Source organism: Neolewinella maritima (assembly GCF_923081025.1).
Taxonomy (GTDB): domain Bacteria; phylum Bacteroidota; class Bacteroidia; order Chitinophagales; family Saprospiraceae; genus Neolewinella; species Neolewinella maritima.
The window spans coordinates 1,594,506-1,611,096 of sequence record NZ_CAKLPZ010000001.1 but is presented as its reverse complement, the minus strand read 5'-3'; the positions used below and the strand labels follow the sequence as shown (position 1 = coordinate 1,611,096).

Genomic DNA, 16,591 nt, shown 5'->3' with positions numbered 1-16,591 from the left:
CCCGCTATGCGCAGTGCACCTTCTACCACCGATTCCGAGCTTTTTTCCGCACTGCGGCAGGGTCAGAGTAGCGCACTCGACGCGCTGTTCCGCCGTCACTACGTAGACCTGTGTCGCGTAGCCCTACGGCTCCTGAACGATGAGGCCGCGGCGGAAGACGTGGTACAGGTCGTATTCACTAAACTCTGGACGCGCCGCGACACACTGCCGGCGCACATCCCCGCCGTAGGCCCGTACCTGCGGCGCAGCGTCCGCAACCGCAGTCTGAACTACCTGCGCGACCGCAGCCGCCTGCCGCTGGATGACGGTGAGTTGCCCGACCTGCCGTCCGATCCCAGCCTGCAACCCGGCGCGGCCCTGGAAGCGGAGGAACTGCAACGGCGACTGCATCAAGCCATCGATCGGCTACCCGAACGCTGTCGACTGGTCTTCGTCATGGCCAAGGTGGAGGAGATGAGCCACCAGGAGATCGCCGCAGGCTTAAACATCAGCGTCAAAACCGTAGAAAATCAGATGACCCGTGCCTACAAGTTTCTCCGCCAGTGGCTGGCGTTCATCCTCTTTCTAATCGTACAAAATGCTTAATTTGCTATTCCCCCGTCAGCTAACGGACCAAAGCCGGGCAAAACCCGCTCAATCCCTTAGGGGGGAGGCGTACCTTTGGGGTCCTCTCCGTGAAGCGACCACTCACTTTGTTTTATGAGCCTAAATAATGACGACATCGACCGTTTGGTCATCGGGTACCGCGAGGAGTTCACGCCTGACGTAGAGCAAGGACTGCACCGTCTACGCCGCAGTCTTCGGGAGGGCGGCACGGTCGTACGTCCCATCCAGTCGGCACCTAAGTCTACCTCACGCCGTACCTTCTTAGGTATCGCTGCCGCCGTAGCGCTTTTGGTAGGCTGTTTATCCATCTTCTACTTCAATCAGGACAACCGTACCTACCTCAGCAATCCGGACCGGGCGTTCGCCATGTTCGACCTGCCTGACGGCAGCCAACTTACGCTACAGCAGGGGGCCACGGTGAGTTACGATGCCGATACCTACAACACAGCCACCCGAGATCTTACGCTTGCCGGCCAGGCTTACTTCGAAGTTCAACCCGACGCCGCGCGGCCCTTTTTAGTACAACACGCAGCCGGTGTGCTCCGCGTCACGGGTACAGCCTTCAACTTACGCACCGAGAGCGACCTGCTAGAAGTAGAGGTATCGGAAGGTGCCGTCATCCTGGAGCAGAACGGTAAGCGTATGCAAGTAGCCGCCCGCGAGTGCGGACTATTAGCCCCCGGGCAACCCATGGTACACAAACCTGCTCCTAACCTCAACCACCATGCCTGGCGGACCGGAGAGCTTAAGTTCGATCATACGCCCATCGATGAGGTCCTATCCTACTTCTACGATAATTGGTCCATTGAATGCACCTGGGCGGAAGGTGCGGCCTGCGACTATACCGTAAGCGGCAAGTATCAGAGCGGGGACGCCGGTGCCGTGTTATCCGACATCGCCAAGCTTGGAGGAGCTACCCTGACTCCTATGGACGACAGCGGTAAACGCTACACCCTCAGTGGGCCCTGCACGGAGTAAACCTATCCTAACCTATGCTGCGGCCCCTACTTCTCCTATTCGTACTGGCCGCTGCTCCGATACTTTTAGTGGCCCAGTCCGAAGCGGACCGCTATACCCTGCCCCGGCGGGTGATGCCATTGGAGGAAGCGCTCATCAGACTTACCGAGGCGGGTGCCGATCTAAGTTACCGTCCGGACCAACTCCCCAGGGTCGCCGTCCGCGTACCCGGTGGTACACGTAACCTGGAACGCTGGCTGCAGATTTTACTGCGCGGTACGGAATTCAGCTACCACCGGGGAGCAGCCGGCTACCTCATCTTGCTAGATCCGCACCTACACGGGCGTTCCTTCAATCTCTACGGTACGGTCACCGACGCGCAGTCCGGAGAGCGGCTGATCGGTGCCAGCATACAGGCCGTGTCCGCAGCCGCAGGTACTCAGACTAATGAGTATGGTTTCTATACGCTTCCCGTGGAGGGAGGCCGCCAATCACTTCGCGTCACGTATGTGGGTTACTTCCCGCTGGAGGTGGAGTTTGTCCTGCGCAGTGACAGTCTGCTGAACCTGCCTTTACAGCCCAATCTTGAGTTGCCTCAAATCATCGTTACTGCCACAGATATGGTTGATCCCGGCAGCGCTAAGCTCGAAACCGGCACGCGGATCGGCCACGCGGAGGTCGCTCAACTGGGGGGCCCGGGCGGCGAAGACGACCCCCTGCAGCTCGCCCGCCTCCTGCCCGGCGTCACCTCCGGATCCGATGGAGTGGGTGGCATCTTCATTCGTGGTAGTGAAGCAGGTCACAATTTGATCCTCCTCGACGGGGTACCGGTGTATAGTCTGAGTCACGCGGGTGGCTTGTTGAGCATGTTCAGTAATCAGGCGATCCGTCGCATCGACCTATATAAGGACGCGGTGCCTGCTCGCTTCGGGGGGCGGATCGGTGGAGTACTCGATGTGCACACCCGCGACGGCAATCTGTACGAAAACGAATTTACCCTCGGCACTACCCTACTCTCCAGTCAGGTCGCCGCGGAGGGTCCGATACGCGAGGGAGAGAGTTCGTTTTTGCTCACGGGACGGTACTTCTGGGCCGGCCGCCTGCTCAGACAGTTCAGCGAGAGCTATAAGGCAAATCGAGGGCGCAGCGGCCATACGGACTATGATGTATACGACCTCAACTTCAAGTTGAACCAGCGGGCGGGAAAACGGGGCCGGGTGTACCTGAGTCTGTTCCGGGGTGTAGACGACTACACGAACCTGAGCTACATGTCCGATACCCTGGAACGACGAGTGGTAGGCCAGACGGTGTTTGAGAACGCCCAGGTGACCGGTCGCCAGGAGCAGTCCAGCTGGAGCACTACCGTAGCGGCCCTGCGGTACAACCACGTATTCAACGACCGCACGTTCGGCAATTTCCGCCTGAGCTATTCTAATCTGGATACTGAGTCGGCCGTGGAGCGCTACGATAGTCTGGTCGAGCGCTCGCAGCCCCGACTGGATGAAGGCTTCATTTACAGTGGCTACTACGCTTCCGGTATCAAGCAATTCGGTCTGGCCTTCGACGGGCAGTATTCGGCTGGGCCGGCCGGCACGTTTCGCTTCGGCATCGAGGCCAACGCCCATACGTTCACGCCAGCGATGTACAGTGGTAAAGTGGCGCTGCGCACCTTCATCAACGAATTCGACCGGCAGGACGACGGCAGTCACCGGCCACTGCAGTTTACCGCTTACGGTAGTCAGGAGGGCTTGTTCCGCAGCATCCACTACCGGCTGGGTCTGCGGGCCAGCGTCTGGAGAAATACGGGACGGAGCTACCCTTCGCTTTCCCCCCGGCTGGTTTTTTCTGGACCCATTACGGCTAGCTCGGACTGGCAGGCCAGCTATGACCGCAGTGTGCAGCCGGTACACCTGCTAAACAGCTTCATCATCGGTATGCCGAGCGATCTCTGGGTGCCGGCCACCGCAGACATTGCACCTGCGACCGCGCAACAGTGGAGTAGCAAATGGAGGAAGCAACTGCGGGGATGGAAGCTGGAAGCAGGTGCCTACTACAAGCGCATGCGCAATCTGGTCACCTATGCCGAGGGCTCACAGACCAGCACCAACTGGTCCAGCAACCTGAGCCAGGGGCGCGGCAGAGCCTACGGCCTGGAGACGATGGTGCAGCGCAGCCGGGGAAAGCTGCGCGGCTGGCTGAGTTATACGCTGGCGCGCAGCCAGCGTACGTTCGGACGCGAGATCAATCAGGGTGAGACCTTCCCCTTCCGGTACGACCGGCGCCACGCCATTAACCTTTTATTAATTTATCAGCTCGGGGAGCGGACTACGCTGACCGGTAGCTGGCGGTTCGAAACTGGATTGGCCTACAGTCTGAGTACCGAAGTAGTGGAGAATCCCCTCGATCCCGTAGGACCCGATCTGCCCATCGTGGAGCGGCGCAACGGGTTTCGCCTGAAGCCTAATCACCGCCTGGACCTCAACCTACACACCGTTTTGAGTAAGCCAGACTCGAAATTTACCCACGCCATTGATGTAGGACTGTACAACACCTACAACCGGCGTAACCCGGTGTACTACGAAACGCAACTCGACTATTCAGTGGTGGACAACCAGCCCGTCAGCACCCAAAATTACTTCCAGATCTACGTGGCGCCGGTGCTGCCGTCCCTCAGTTACCAGCTCACCTTTGGCAGCGGACCGCCGCCCGACTTTGGAAGATAGTCGACAAAGGCGTATTTTTACTTTCATGCGAGCACGCTTTCCAGCCTTACTTCGTACTTCCTTTGCACTGGCGGTTGCCGCATTTCTATGGTCCTGTGAGGAGCCCATAGAACTGAACCTGGAGCAGCAAAAAAGCCGGCTGGTCATTAACTCTAATTTCTTTCCCGGCGAGCCGGTGCGACTGCGCGTGTCCGCGACCCGGCCGGCCGGCACGATGGCCGTACCAGTGACCAACGCACAGGTATTCCTGTACGAGGGCAACGAAATGGCCGAAGAACTCGTCTTCGTACCCAGCACAAACGATCAGACGAGTGGGAGCTATCAGACGATCGACTTCCGCCCCCAGGTAGGGCAAAGCTATACGGTGCACGTCAGCGCCGAAGGCTTCGACCCGGTCACCGCCGTCAGTAGCATACCCGCTCCGGTACCCATCACCTCACTGAGTATTGCAGATCTCTCCATCGAGCGAACTGATGAAGAACTGGTCTACGACTACCACTTGCTGGTTGACTATGCCGATCCCGAGGAGGTAGGTAACTACTATGACCTGCGCATCTACCAGCGCGTCACTCCCTATCGGGTCACGGCCGTAGGCGATACGGTGCTGCAACAATCTTACCTCAAAACGGTAGGCACGCCCACCCACCAGGCGGAGCAGTCGAAGACTATCAGCGTGCTGCTACAGGACCTGGGGCGGGGCGCGCCGGTGCGAATTCACCTACAGAGTCGCATCGATCCCAGTCGGGAATTCATCGGCGCGGTGGTAGCCGAGCTTCGTACGGTCAGTCCGGAATACTTCTTCTTCCAGCGCAGTCTGGGACCCGACCTGAGCGGAGTGAGCAGCGGGCTGTATGAGCCCCTCATCCTGTTCAACAATGTAGAGAGTGGCCTGGGCATATTTGCCGGCTATACCTCGGTAGCTCTGGACCTACAGCTTGTCGCCCCCCTGTAGTGTTGGCCCCTCCCCCTCAGTTATCCGTGGTTTGCGGGTGACGAAAGTCTCCGCCCAGCGATCGTGTAGAGCACGACTCCAGGGGTCGAGGATCATCCATACGGCGGAAAAGACCGGAAAATTGTTGCAGAGATTTACGGCAAAGCTCTGATTTAGCGGATAGTAAGTCGTGTAGTTCACATAGCTCTGCAGGCCGTCTACCTCGGCCAGCTCGGTGGAATGAAACATGCGGATCAGTACGAATAAGGTGGCGAACTGCGAGATGGCGAAGGGCAAGAAACGGACAAAGCTCTGATTGAGCGAAATCCGCCGATAGGTGGCCCGATCCACTACCCGCAATTTGAGGACCCATTTGCCCAGCGTAGCGCCAAACTGTGCTTCGCCCAACGGTTTATAGAGAAACTGCGCACCCCAGAGAGCGATCACCAGGACTAGACTCGGCCGGACGACCATAAAATAATACACCGGCAGAATCAGCACCATGAGTACTACCTGATCAATGAACCAGGCGGCCAGCCGCGGCAGGAAGCCAACGGTCGGTACCGTAGTAGGATCAGGTAAGTCGGCGTACGTATTGGTCGAGGTCACAAGGTCATCGTATTCGCCTACTATACCGTGCGGATGTTCGGATAGTTTTCGTTGCGGCTATTTACTCAGCACCACGGTACCGAGTTCCTTAGCCAGCGTGAGGCGTAGCTTATCCAGTTTCATTTGCACCTTAAGGTGGGTGCGAAGCAGATCGAGATTTCCCTCCCGCTCAAGCCGCGCGATCGTGACGGCGTTCTGCTGTGATTTGCGTTCGATCTTCTCCATACGAAAGATGTACAAGAAGGTTTCCGCCGCCAGGCGGTGGTTGTCCTCCGGGAGCTTCTGGCTCAGGTGCAGCCCGTATACCTTCTTCCAGTTAGGGCTATACGTGTAGGGACTCACCGCGGCATCAACAGCTAACTGGCGCAGCGCCTGATCGGGCTGACTAGCGTACCAGGTAGGCTCCGGGGCCTTGCTGGTAGAGCGGACGCGTTCCGTCACGGCTACTACCATGTCGCGGTACGTGCTATCGTCGAAATCCCCGAGCAGGTCTGCGACGTTGCCGGTCAGGTAAGCCGCTACGCTACTCCCTGTCTCCTCATCGTACACCTGGTGGCCATGGCGGATGAGCAGTTCTACCAGGTGCCGCTCCTGAAAGGCGTGTCCTACCGGGATCGCGGCGGGCTGCTCCTGCACATCATCGGCGGCTCGGGCGGCGGTAGGCGTGGAGGCAACCTCAGGACTGTCCGCCTCACCACCGTACCACGCTGGTTCCTCCAACCCGGCCCAACCATCCTCCCCACTGGTCCGATCGGCGGTGGGTTTACTCGTTTGGCTGCCGCCCGCTCGGCGTGCACGCCGAGCCTCACGCTCCTGATCTTTCCGCTGTTCCTTTCGCCGGTCGCCGATGGCTTTATTCACCAGGTTGACCAGCAGTGATTCCTCCAGCCCGAGACGAGCACTGAACTGCTGTAGGTAGCCGGCACGCTTCAGGGGGTCGGTAACCAGCGCGAGTGTGCTGCCGATATCCCGAATTGCCTCGGTACGCTGCCCTACATCGTCCTTGGCCTCCTCCAGCAATAGATCCGCCTTGAAGAACAGGAAGTCCTGGGCCGTAGTCTGCAGGTGAGTCTCGAAGGCCGTAGTACCTACTTCCTGCAGGTAGCTATCCGGATCGTGACCGTCGGGTAGTACCACCACCCGCACATTGAGATCGTTAGTAAGCAACACGTCTACACCACGGAGGGCGGCTTTGATGCCCGCCTTGTCTCCGTCGTATAGCAGGGTGACGTTCTCCGTAAATCGCTTCACCAGTTGTGCCTGACCGCTAGTCAGACTCGTACCGGAGGTGGCCACCACGTTCTTGATGCCATTCTGGTGCAGGCTGATCACGTCGGTGTATCCTTCCACCATATACACCAGATCCAGCTTACGCACCGTTTGCCGGGCCTGGTACATACCGTACAGCACGTCGGACTTGTGGTACACCTCCGTTTCCGGACTGTTGATGTACTTCGGTGCCTTGACGTTCTTCTTCAGAATGCGCCCGGCAAATGCGATGGGTTTGCCCGCTACGTTGTGAATGGTGAACATGACGCGATCAAAGAAGAAATCCCGTCCGTTGCGTACCAATCCCAGCTTTTCCAGCTGCTCCTCTTTGTAGCCGGCGGCGGTGGCGGCCTTGAGCAGCCCATCCCGCTGCATCGGAGCGTAGCCCAGCCCGAAGGTTTCCAGCGTTTCCTTGCGAAAGCCACGCTGCTTGAAGTAGCTCAGGCCGATACTTTTACCCTCCTCGGATTGTGTCAACTGTTCCTGGTAATAGGCCCGGGCGAAGTCGTTGGTGATAATCAGACTCTCGCGCTCCTGCAGCTCTTCCCGGAACTCGGGGCTGACCTCCTTCTCTTCCAACTGGATGTTGTACTTACCGGCGATCCAGCGGATGGCATCGGGAAACGTAAGCTGCTCTAGCTCCATCAGGAACTTGACCGGATCGCCGCCTACACCACAGCCAAAACACTTATAAATGTTGCGGGCGGGGTTGACGTTGAACGAGGGCGTCTTCTCATTGTGGAAGGGACATAGCCCACTGTAGTTGTTGCCGCGACGCCGCAGATTCACGAAATCCCCGACCACATCCTCGATCCGGGCAGAATCGATCACCTCCCGTACGCTGTCCTCCGTAATCATAGCGTAAAGATACGGACTATTATCGTCGGCCACGTGTCACACGTTGGCACACCTAAATTTATAACTTACTGATTGCCAGTATACTTAACCAACCTTTAACTAGGTGAGGGGGGGCTCGCGATGCATACAAATACAGTCCCTGTTTGTCTTATTAGTAGAATACGGCAATAGCCGCTTTACTGGAAAGAATTTAATGGGTGTTCTCATAGTGTGTGTACTGCTCCGGCCGCTTTTTTGCGGACTGGGGCAGTTTTCATTACGATCCCGTGGGGACGTTACCGATGACCTGTAGTTGCGAAAGGTCGGGGCTCGGTTTCCCACCCGCATCTTCCAGCGTGATGGCGAATGCAGCGGCGTCGGGCACGAAGCGGACGTCCAGCAAGGTCCCCGCACTGAGTTCTTCATCCAGAACGCCGAGGTCTTGCGGACCATTCGCGTCGATGGCCCAGAGCTGGTACTGCTTGCCGGCGGGGGGAGCGGGCAGATTGGAGGCTGAGAACAAGATCTCGCCGGCCTGCGGATTGTAGAACACTACCGCGCGGCTGTTAGGGGCATTGTCGGATCCGGCCAATACAATACCACGGGTGTCTGCATCACTCAGCAGGGCTAGCTGCTGTACGTTCTCCTGATTGGTGTCACGGATCTGTTCACAATCCTGCTCCAGGGTGGTAAAACGCTGTTGCAGCTCCTCGAGCGAGGTGGTCTGTGCGTTTGCCTGTTGCAGGAAGTAGTAGAGTCCGAAGAGCGCCATTCCCAGGGCCAGGGCGAGTAACCAGACGATCCAGTGAGGTCCGCTACGCCCCGCGGGGGGCTTAGGGGTCTTGCTCGATGGAGTCTTGGCCTCGGCTACCTTGGCCTGACTAGGCAAGACGGCGAGCACGCTCGTCAGAGTGGTAGAGCTGGGGGGGGTAAGCTGTCCGTTAAGGACAGCATAGCGTTCCAGGGCCAGTTCGATCTCTTCGATTTCCTGCCGCACTTCCGGGTACTGCTCCGCATACGTCTCCACCTGCCGACGTTCGTCGGGGCTGAGGCGGTCGAGAACGTAGAGTTCCAGAGCGCCGGAGTTTATGTATGCTTGAATGTCCACAGGTAGTTAGAAGTCGATTGGGAGGTTATTTAGAACAGGAAGAGGATGAAGAGGATGAGTAATTCGTGTTTTAGCAGCTCGCGCAGCTTTTGCAGGGCACGGCGTGACCGGGTCTTGACCGTACCCAGGGGCAGGTCAAGGGCCTCGGCAGTTTCGGCCTGCGTGTAGTCCTTAAAGTAGAGCAGGTCAATGATTGACCGGTAGTTGTTGTCCAGGCTATCTAGTAGCTTCGTCAAGCCGATGTGCTCTACGGGCATCGTCTCGCTGAGTGTAGTATGGTTAACTACGATGGCATCGATTGTATCGGTTTTATCATTCTGCCGGTAGCTCTTGGAGCGTACGCGGTCGATTGCAGCGTTTCGAGCGATGCGGGCCATCCAGGTGAAGAGCCTGCTCTTTTCCGGTTCGTACCGATCGATGTTCTCCCAAATGCGGAGCAACACGTCGTGCAAAACCTCCTCCCCCACTTCGGGTTCGGTGACGATACGGCTTATAATGTTGTTGAGGGCGCCCCCGTAGTGGTCGAACAAATAACGCATACCGGCCTCATCCTTGCGCAGGAGCAGCTCGTGTAGCGTGTTCTGTTGATCCTTATTCGCCGGTGAGGGCATACTGGGGGTGACAATTAGTGCGGCGGTGCGCAGGTGCAAAGTACTTAAAAAATAGTTGCGGCCCGGCATGAAATTAACTTTCAGGGGAGCAGTTTCGATAGACCATACTGGGTGATTTACTTTGTGCCCGACTTCACAAGCCACGTACACATGATAAAAACCTACGGATGAAAGCAGTGCTCGGCGGTATCGGCATCAGCCTGATAGTTCTCCTCGCCTGGTTGGTCCTACTAAGCACCAACCACGATCATCCCGCAGTGTCGCCCGGTGTACAACCCACCGGACCCGATACTACAACGCGTGGTCTGCCACAGCTGGTACACCCCATGGACCTCCATGGTCCGTTCTCGTTTGCCGGGCAGTCACTCGATCTTGCAAACTTCGACGTGCGGGAACGGCTCGATCTGGAGCTGATGCGCAATACCTACTTCCACCGCAACACGCTGCTACTACTTAAGCGCCGGTCCCGCTACTTCCCCACCATCGAACGCATCCTCCGCGAAGAGCAGCTGCCCGACGACCTGAAGTACCTCGCCGCCGCCGAAAGCGGACTGGCCAACGTGCGCAGTCCCGCCGGCGCCCGCGGCGTCTGGCAGTTCATGGCGCCCACTGCCCGGGCGTACGGACTGGAAGTCACCGCAGAGGTAGACGAACGCCTTCATCTTGAAAAGGCTACCCATGCCGCGGCGGCCTACCTTAGGGAGTATCACCGGCAGTTCGACAATTGGCACCTCGTAGCCGCCGCCTATAATATGGGTGGGCCCAATCTGAAGAAGTGGCTAGCCAAACAACGTGCGGAAGAGCTCTTCGATCTGGACATCAACGCCGAAACCATGCAATACCTCTTCCGCATCGTCGCCCTGAAGTCGATCCTGCAGCAGCCCGAAAAGTTTGGGTACCACCTGGGCGCGGACCAGGGCTACCCCGCACTCGACGCCTACCGTCTTATCACTGTAAGCCAATCGGTGCCTAACCTGGGCGACCTAGCCCGGGCCGAGGGTACGACCTACCGCATGCTGAAGCTTTACAATCCCTGGCTGGTAGCCGGAGGCCTGACGGTACGTCCGGGCAGGAGCTACGAGCTGCATATTCCCACCGCCAAATGAGGTGTCACGCCCGCACGACCTACAGTTAAATTTCCTATGCTCGCTACCCTGCTCAAACCTTATGCCCACATCATCCGCCGCCGCCTACGGTGGAAGGCCGGCCTAGCCGTGGCGCTACAGGAGGAGATCCGTCGTGACCTGGTCCGTACCGCCCGCCACACCGCTTTCGGGCGCGATCATGACTTCGGCGCGATCCACACCTATGCGGATTTTAAACAGCGCGTACCCATCGGTGACTACGAGGACTTTCGCAGTTACGCGGACCGGATCAAGATGGGGGAAGCAGATGTGAGCTGGCCCGGCACACCCGCCTACCTGGCCAAGACCAGCGGCACCACCAGCGGCGTGAAGTATATCCCCCTGACCCGGGATAGCCTGCCGAATCACTTTGGTTCCGCCCGCAACGCACTATTCAATTATGTAGCCGAAACGGGCCACAGCCGCTGGCTCGACGGCAAGATGATCTTCCTGAGCGGTAGCCCGGAAATGGGCGATACGAACGGTATCCCCACCGGCAGACTCTCCGGCATCGTCAACCACGAGGTACCGGCCTGGCTACGTCGCAGTCAATTGCCGTCGTACCAGACTAACTGCATCGAGGACTGGGAGACCAAGCTGGAGCGCATCGTCGACGAGACCCTGCAGGCCGATATGCGGCTCATCAGCGGCATCCCGCCGTGGGTACAGATGTACTACGAACGCCTGCTAGCCCGTACGGGCAAGAACACGATTAAGGAGGTGTTCCCTAATCTGGAGATGTTCGTCTACGGAGGGGTCAACTTCGAGCCCTACCGCGATAGCCTGGAGCGCCTGGTCGGCAGCCGCATCCCGAGTGTTGAGACCTATCCGGCTAGTGAAGGATTCATCGCCTTTCAGGATAGCCAGACCGAAGCCGGGCTGCTCCTGAATACCGCCAGCGGCATCTTCTTCGAGTTCGTGCCTGCGGACGAGATAGCCAACTCGCGGCCTACCCGACTTTCCTTGGGGGAAGTATCTACGGGGGTCAACTACGCGATCCTGCTGTCTACCACGGCCGGACTCTGGGCCTACAACATCGGCGACACGGTGGAATTCACCTCCCTTAGGCCGCACCGGATCCGCGTCACCGGGCGCATCAAGCACTTCATTTCCGCCTTCGGGGAGCACGTGATCGGTAAAGAAGTAGAGGCCGCCCTACGGGAGGTAGCCCCCCGGCACGGTGTGGAGGTCACGGAGTTCACGGTGGCGCCCCAGGTGAGCCCACCGGAGGGCCTACCCTACCACGAATGGCTGGTGGAGTACGGCCGGCCACCCGCGGACCCGGCCGCGTTCGCCCGTGAGCTAGACCGGGCTATGGTGCAGGCCAACAGCTACTACCGCGACCTGATCGAGGGCCGCGTACTGCGGCCGCTGGTGCTAACCGCCCTACCCCCGGGAGCCTTCCGTGAATACATGAGGCAGCAGGGTAAACTCGGCGGACAAAACAAGGTGCCCCGCCTGGCCAACGATCGCAGGATCGCCGATGCCCTGCGAAATTCTTTAGCTTAGCGCCGAACTAGATCCTTCGTATGCGCTCCTCACTTACCCTGCTTTTTGCCATCGTCCTTTGCACCTGCGGCCGCGCCCAGCAGACGTTTTCTTTTTTGACGGACGAGCAGAATGCCTTCGTGCAGTCGGAAGTGCAGCGGTTGACGCTGAAGCAGAAAGCCGGCCAGATGACACAGGTAGCGGTCGACCTGATCTTCGAAGGCCCCACCTACGTGCTTACCGTGCCCCCCATGCTCAGCGAGGAACGGCTGGAGCGCGTCGTGGGCGAGCTCGAGATAGGCTCTATCCTCAACCACCCTAGCCGGACTTACCCGACGCCGGCCGAATTTCGGGAGTACATCGGGAAGATCCAGGAAAAGGCGATGGCCACTACCGGCGTACCGGTACTGTACGGACAGGATGCGATTCACGGGGCGAACTACGTGAAGGGGGCTACCCTCTACGCCCAGCCGCTGGGCATTGCAGCTACCTTCGATACTACTCTGGCACGTGAATTAGCAGAAATCACCGCCTATGAGCTGAAGGCGGCAAGCATTCCCTGGAACTTCAGTCCGGCCATGGACGTGGGGCGCCAGCCGGCCTGGCCGCGCAACTATGAGAGCTTCGGCGAAGATCCGTACGTCAACAAGCTGTTCGGTCTGGCGATGCTACGGGGGTATCAGGGGGATGGCGTGGGCGACTCCGTCAGCGTAGTGGCCTGCCTGAAGCACTTCACCGGTTACGGCTCGCCGCTGAGTGGCCGCGACCGCACGCCCTCCTACCTGCCCGAGCGGCAGCTGCGCGAGTACTACCTGCCGCAGTACCAGGCAGCCATCGACGCTGGTGCGCTGACCATGATGATCAATAGCGGGGAAGTCAACGGTATACCCGTGCACTCCAGCAAGGAACTGCTAACTGATATTCTGCGCGGAGAGATGGGCTTCGAGGGCTTACTGGTGTCAGACTGGCAGGACGTGCGCTACCTGTACGAGCGCCATATGGTGGCTGCCGACCTGAAGGAGGCCGTCAAGATGGCCATCGACGCAGGTATGGATATGAGTATGACGGCGGTGACCACGGACTTCCCCAAGGCGGTCGTTGAACTGGTCCAGGAGGGGCAGGTGAACGAATCGCGCATCGACACCTCGGTGGCCCGGATCCTGGCCGTAAAGGTCGCCCTGGGACTGTACGAGCAGGCGCTCTACGACCCCGAAGCGTTCCCGGACTTCGGCAGCGAGCGCTTTGCCCGACGGGCCCTGCAATCGGCCGAGGAATCGATTGTACTGCTGAAGAACGATGGGCTACCGCTGCCCATTAAGTCCGACCAGCGCATCCTCGTTGTAGGACCCACCAGCGACAATATGCGCAGCCTGAACGGGGGTTGGACCTACAGCTGGCAGGGACAGGAAGCGGACACCTACCTGACCGACTTCAACACCATTCGCGAGGCGGTCCAGCAGGAATTTCCCGGCAAGGTGACCCATACGGAGGGTGTTGGCTTCGATACCCTGATCGACATCGACCGTGCCGTATCGCTGGCGCGCGCCTCGGACATTATCGTTCTGTGCGTGGGCGAACTGTCCTACACCGAGGACCCGGGCAACATCAATAGTCTGCTGCTACCCGCTGCCCAGCGCAGGTTATTCAACGCACTGGACGCGCTAGACAAGCCCATCGTGCTGGTCATGGCCGCCGGTCGGCCCCGCCTGATGAGCGGTATGTCCAGCCGCTCGGAGGCCGTGCTGTATGCACCCTACCCCGGTCCCCACGGCGGAGACGCGCTGGCGAGCATCCTATCCGGCCGGGTCAACCCCAGCGGACGGTTGCCCCTCACCTACCCCCGGGAACCGAACTCCCTGGTCTTCTACGACCACAAGCATACGGAGGCGCGCAACGGCACGTTCAACCCCCTCTACGAATTCGGCCACGGTCTGAGCTATACCGATTTCTCCTACAGCGACCTCGAGCTAAGTAGCCGCGTGCTGCGTCCCGCCGATACACTGACCGTAAGCCTGCGGGTCACCAACTCGGGCGACCGGGCCGGCCGCCACTCCGTACTGCTCTACGCTAGCGATCTGGTAGCCAGCGTGACGCCCAGCGTGAAGCGGCTGCGCAAGTTTACCAAGCTGCATCTGGAGCCCGGGGAGTCGCAGACCGTCACCTTCCAGCTCCAGCCCGAGGATCTGTCGTTCATCGGCCGCGACATGGAGTGGGTTACCGAGCCGGGTACGTTCCGGCTGACGGTGGGTGAGCTGACAGAGGAGTTTGACTACGAAGAGTAGGTGAGTTACCGCTTGGCTTCCTGTACCATCTCCTTTACTGCCTCGCGCAGCTTCACGGCGTCGTACACGATACCGTCCTTGATGGTGTAGCGGATGCCCTCCGTGGTTGTTACTTCGTTGTCTTCCGTAAGCCGTGTAGCCCCCGTACCGTAGAGGACTTTGAGGTCTGACAGAGGATTCTCGGCTACGAGCACGATATCGGCCAGTTTCCCCGGCTCGATGGTACCGATGCGGTCGGCCATTCCTAGCGCCTCGGCACCGTGTAGGGTAGCAGACTGGATCACCTCCAGCGGATGGAAGCCCGCCTCACGCAGCAATTCCAACTCGCGGATGTAGCCAAAGCCATATAGCTGGTAAATGTAGCCGCTGTCGGAGCCGGCCGTGACCCGTCCGCCGCGGTTCTTGTACTCGTTGACAAAGGTCATCCAAAGCTGGTAGTTGCGTTTCCAGGTCACCTCCTGCTCCGTGCCCCAGTGGTGCCAGTAGCTACCGTGGCTCAAGCGGCTCGGCGCATAGAAGTTCAGCAGACTGGGCAAAGTATACTCCGCGTGCCAGTCGGCATTGCGGGCCCGCATCACGTCGCGGTTGGCATCGTAAATGTTGAAGGTGGGATTGATGGTGAAGTCCAGCTCGATCAGCTCGTCCATGACCGCATTCCAGTGGTCGCTGTAGGGTTCGGCGGCCTGCTCCCAGAGTCTGCCGGCCTCGCCGAAGCGGTGCTCCTCGTTCTGGTAGTTGTAGTCTACGGGATAGTCCTGTACGTTGCGGTCCTCGAAGAGCGCCTCCGGCAGACCGTACCAATGTTCCATGGTGGTCAGGCCGGCGCGCGCTGACTTCAGCACGTTCCACTCCCCTACGTTGAGCTGGGCGTGGTGGCAGGCGCTGCGCAGTCCGATGGCCTTGTTCGCGGACAGGGCGGCTTCCATCAGGTCTGGTCGCAGTCCGAAGAGTTTGATACCATCGGCACCGGCGGCCTTGTTTACTTTGATCCATTCAGCTACCTCTTCGGTAGTCGTGAAGGGCTCTTCCACCCCCATTCCGAAGCCGGTGTAGGCCATGATGCGGGGGGCGGCAATTTCATTGGCTTCCGACCGCCGTTTGTGCGCCAGCGTCCAGTCGCGTCCATTGAAGCTGCCTGGCTCGCGCACGGTGGTGATGCCGTGACCCAGCCACAGTTTGTAGACATAATCCGGCGTCGTACCCTGCGCACGCCCGCCCGTATGTCCGTGCATATCCACGAAGCCGGGTAGCGCATACATACCCGTCGCATCGATCTCTCGGCCACCGGCCTGTAGTTGAGGTCGTGTGCCAGGGTCGATCTCCACACCCGGAAAACCGACGGTACTGGTCGAAACGATCCGGTTTCCCTCGATCACGATATCGACCGGGCCGATCGGCGGAGCCAAGTTCCCGTTGATCAGTGTCACGCCGCGGATGATCAGTTGCGCGTGCGGTCCGTCGCCGAAGGCCTCCCCCCGGTCCACGGCATCCGACATTTGCGCCAGCACGGGGGCGGGGACGCAGGTGCAACACAAATACAAAAAGACCGCAAGAAAACGTGCCATGGGAGAGTTTGATACGTGGATAGGGAAGCAGCGAATGTAGCACTTCCCCGCTAGTGGGTCGGCTGCAATGGGTGACCCTAGTGGTACGTCCCGTACCTTTGAGCCCGCGTAACTGAATTATCGCCGCATGAGCAAGCGTAAGAAGCAAAAAGGCCGTTCCAGCACCAGCGTCGCCGATCCGACCCCCCAGGCAGCTGCCCCCATCCGGGTAGTAGCCACGCCTAAAGTGGCCGAACGGCGCACCACCGCTACGGTCGACCGGTCTGCCGCACCCCTAGTGTTCGGTCCCGATACCTACCGTTGGTTGGGAGGCGGATTTCTTCTGGTCGTAGTAGGCTTCCTGTTCATGATCGGTGGGCGTGGGGATGACCCCACCGTATTCGACGAGGATGTCATCTATAGCTTCCGGCGTATCACCCTGGCTCCCCTCATTATTCTGAGCGGACTGGGCGTAGTCGTTTACGCGATCTTCAAAAAATAG

General features: G+C 59.2%; 13 protein-coding genes. 8 read left to right on the top strand and 5 right to left on the bottom strand.

Annotation, left to right across the window (positions count from 1 at the left end; all coding sequences use genetic code 11):
- The first annotated feature begins 6 nt into the window (after positions 1-6).
- The 4 genes from MJQ68_RS06700 to MJQ68_RS06685 all read left to right on the top strand — a co-directional run bounded on the left by MJQ68_RS06700 (position 7) and on the right by MJQ68_RS06685 (position 5,238).
- The gene (locus MJQ68_RS06700) at positions 7-585 is read left to right on the top strand and encodes an RNA polymerase sigma-70 factor (RefSeq protein WP_238750258.1); all 579 of its coding nucleotides are present in this window, start codon (positions 7-9) and stop codon (positions 583-585) included.
- A gap of 114 nt (positions 586-699) precedes the next feature.
- Positions 700-1,584: a FecR family protein gene (locus MJQ68_RS06695; RefSeq protein ID WP_238750257.1), complete on the top strand. Its 885-nt coding sequence runs from the start codon at positions 700-702 to the stop codon at positions 1,582-1,584.
- 14 nt (positions 1,585-1,598) lie between these two features.
- Positions 1,599-4,286: a TonB-dependent receptor gene (locus MJQ68_RS06690; RefSeq protein ID WP_238750256.1), complete on the top strand. Its 2,688-nt coding sequence runs from the start codon at positions 1,599-1,601 to the stop codon at positions 4,284-4,286.
- Between the two features lie 25 nt (positions 4,287-4,311).
- Positions 4,312-5,238 carry a DUF4249 domain-containing protein gene (locus MJQ68_RS06685; RefSeq protein WP_238750255.1) on the top strand — a complete coding sequence of 309 codons (927 nt, stop codon included), beginning with the start codon at positions 4,312-4,314 and terminating at the stop codon, positions 5,236-5,238.
- Here the strand turns inward: MJQ68_RS06685 and MJQ68_RS06680 are convergent.
- The 4 genes from MJQ68_RS06680 to MJQ68_RS06665 form a co-directional block, all read right to left on the bottom strand.
- Positions 5,215-5,826: an RDD family protein gene (locus MJQ68_RS06680; RefSeq protein ID WP_238750254.1), complete on the bottom strand. Its 612-nt coding sequence runs from the start codon at positions 5,824-5,826 to the stop codon at positions 5,215-5,217. The two genes, MJQ68_RS06685 and MJQ68_RS06680, sit on opposite strands and share 24 nt — an antisense overlap.
- A 57-nt stretch (positions 5,827-5,883) precedes the next feature.
- Positions 5,884-7,953, bottom strand: a complete 2,070-nt coding sequence (dnaG, locus tag MJQ68_RS06675; RefSeq protein WP_238750253.1) for a DNA primase — start codon at positions 7,951-7,953, stop codon at positions 5,884-5,886.
- A gap of 256 nt (positions 7,954-8,209) precedes the next feature.
- On the bottom strand, positions 8,210-9,040 hold the full coding sequence (locus MJQ68_RS06670; RefSeq protein WP_238750252.1) for an anti-sigma factor: 831 nt from the start codon (positions 9,038-9,040) through the stop codon (positions 8,210-8,212).
- A 29-nt stretch (positions 9,041-9,069) separates the two neighbouring features.
- Entirely contained in the window at positions 9,070-9,690 is a 621-nt protein-coding gene (locus MJQ68_RS06665; RefSeq protein ID WP_238750251.1) for an RNA polymerase sigma factor, read from the bottom strand.
- Positions 9,691-9,818: 128 nt separating this feature from the next.
- Here MJQ68_RS06665 and MJQ68_RS06660 point away from each other — a divergent pair, with 128 nt between their 5' ends.
- From MJQ68_RS06660 to MJQ68_RS06650, 3 genes are read left to right on the top strand one after another with little or no spacing between them, the layout of a single operon-like run.
- Positions 9,819-10,757, top strand: a complete 939-nt coding sequence (locus MJQ68_RS06660; protein ID WP_238750250.1) for a lytic transglycosylase domain-containing protein — start codon at positions 9,819-9,821, stop codon at positions 10,755-10,757.
- A 36-nt stretch (positions 10,758-10,793) separates the two neighbouring features.
- The gene (locus tag MJQ68_RS06655) at positions 10,794-12,284 is read left to right on the top strand and encodes a GH3 auxin-responsive promoter family protein (protein WP_238750249.1); all 1,491 of its coding nucleotides are present in this window, start codon (positions 10,794-10,796) and stop codon (positions 12,282-12,284) included.
- Positions 12,285-12,304: 20 nt separating this feature from the next.
- Positions 12,305-14,545, top strand: coding sequence for a glycoside hydrolase family 3 N-terminal domain-containing protein (locus MJQ68_RS06650; RefSeq protein WP_238750248.1), 2,241 nt, complete (start codon positions 12,305-12,307; stop codon positions 14,543-14,545).
- A 5-nt stretch (positions 14,546-14,550) separates the two neighbouring features.
- On the opposite strand, the gene MJQ68_RS06645 is transcribed toward MJQ68_RS06650, so the two are convergent.
- On the bottom strand, positions 14,551-16,110 hold the full coding sequence (locus tag MJQ68_RS06645; protein ID WP_238750247.1) for an amidohydrolase family protein: 1,560 nt from the start codon (positions 16,108-16,110) through the stop codon (positions 14,551-14,553).
- Between the two features lie 127 nt (positions 16,111-16,237).
- Here MJQ68_RS06645 and MJQ68_RS06640 point away from each other — a divergent pair, with 127 nt between their 5' ends.
- Complete coding sequence (locus tag MJQ68_RS06640; RefSeq protein ID WP_238750246.1) at positions 16,238-16,591, top strand: DUF3098 domain-containing protein; 354 nt, start codon at positions 16,238-16,240, stop codon at positions 16,589-16,591.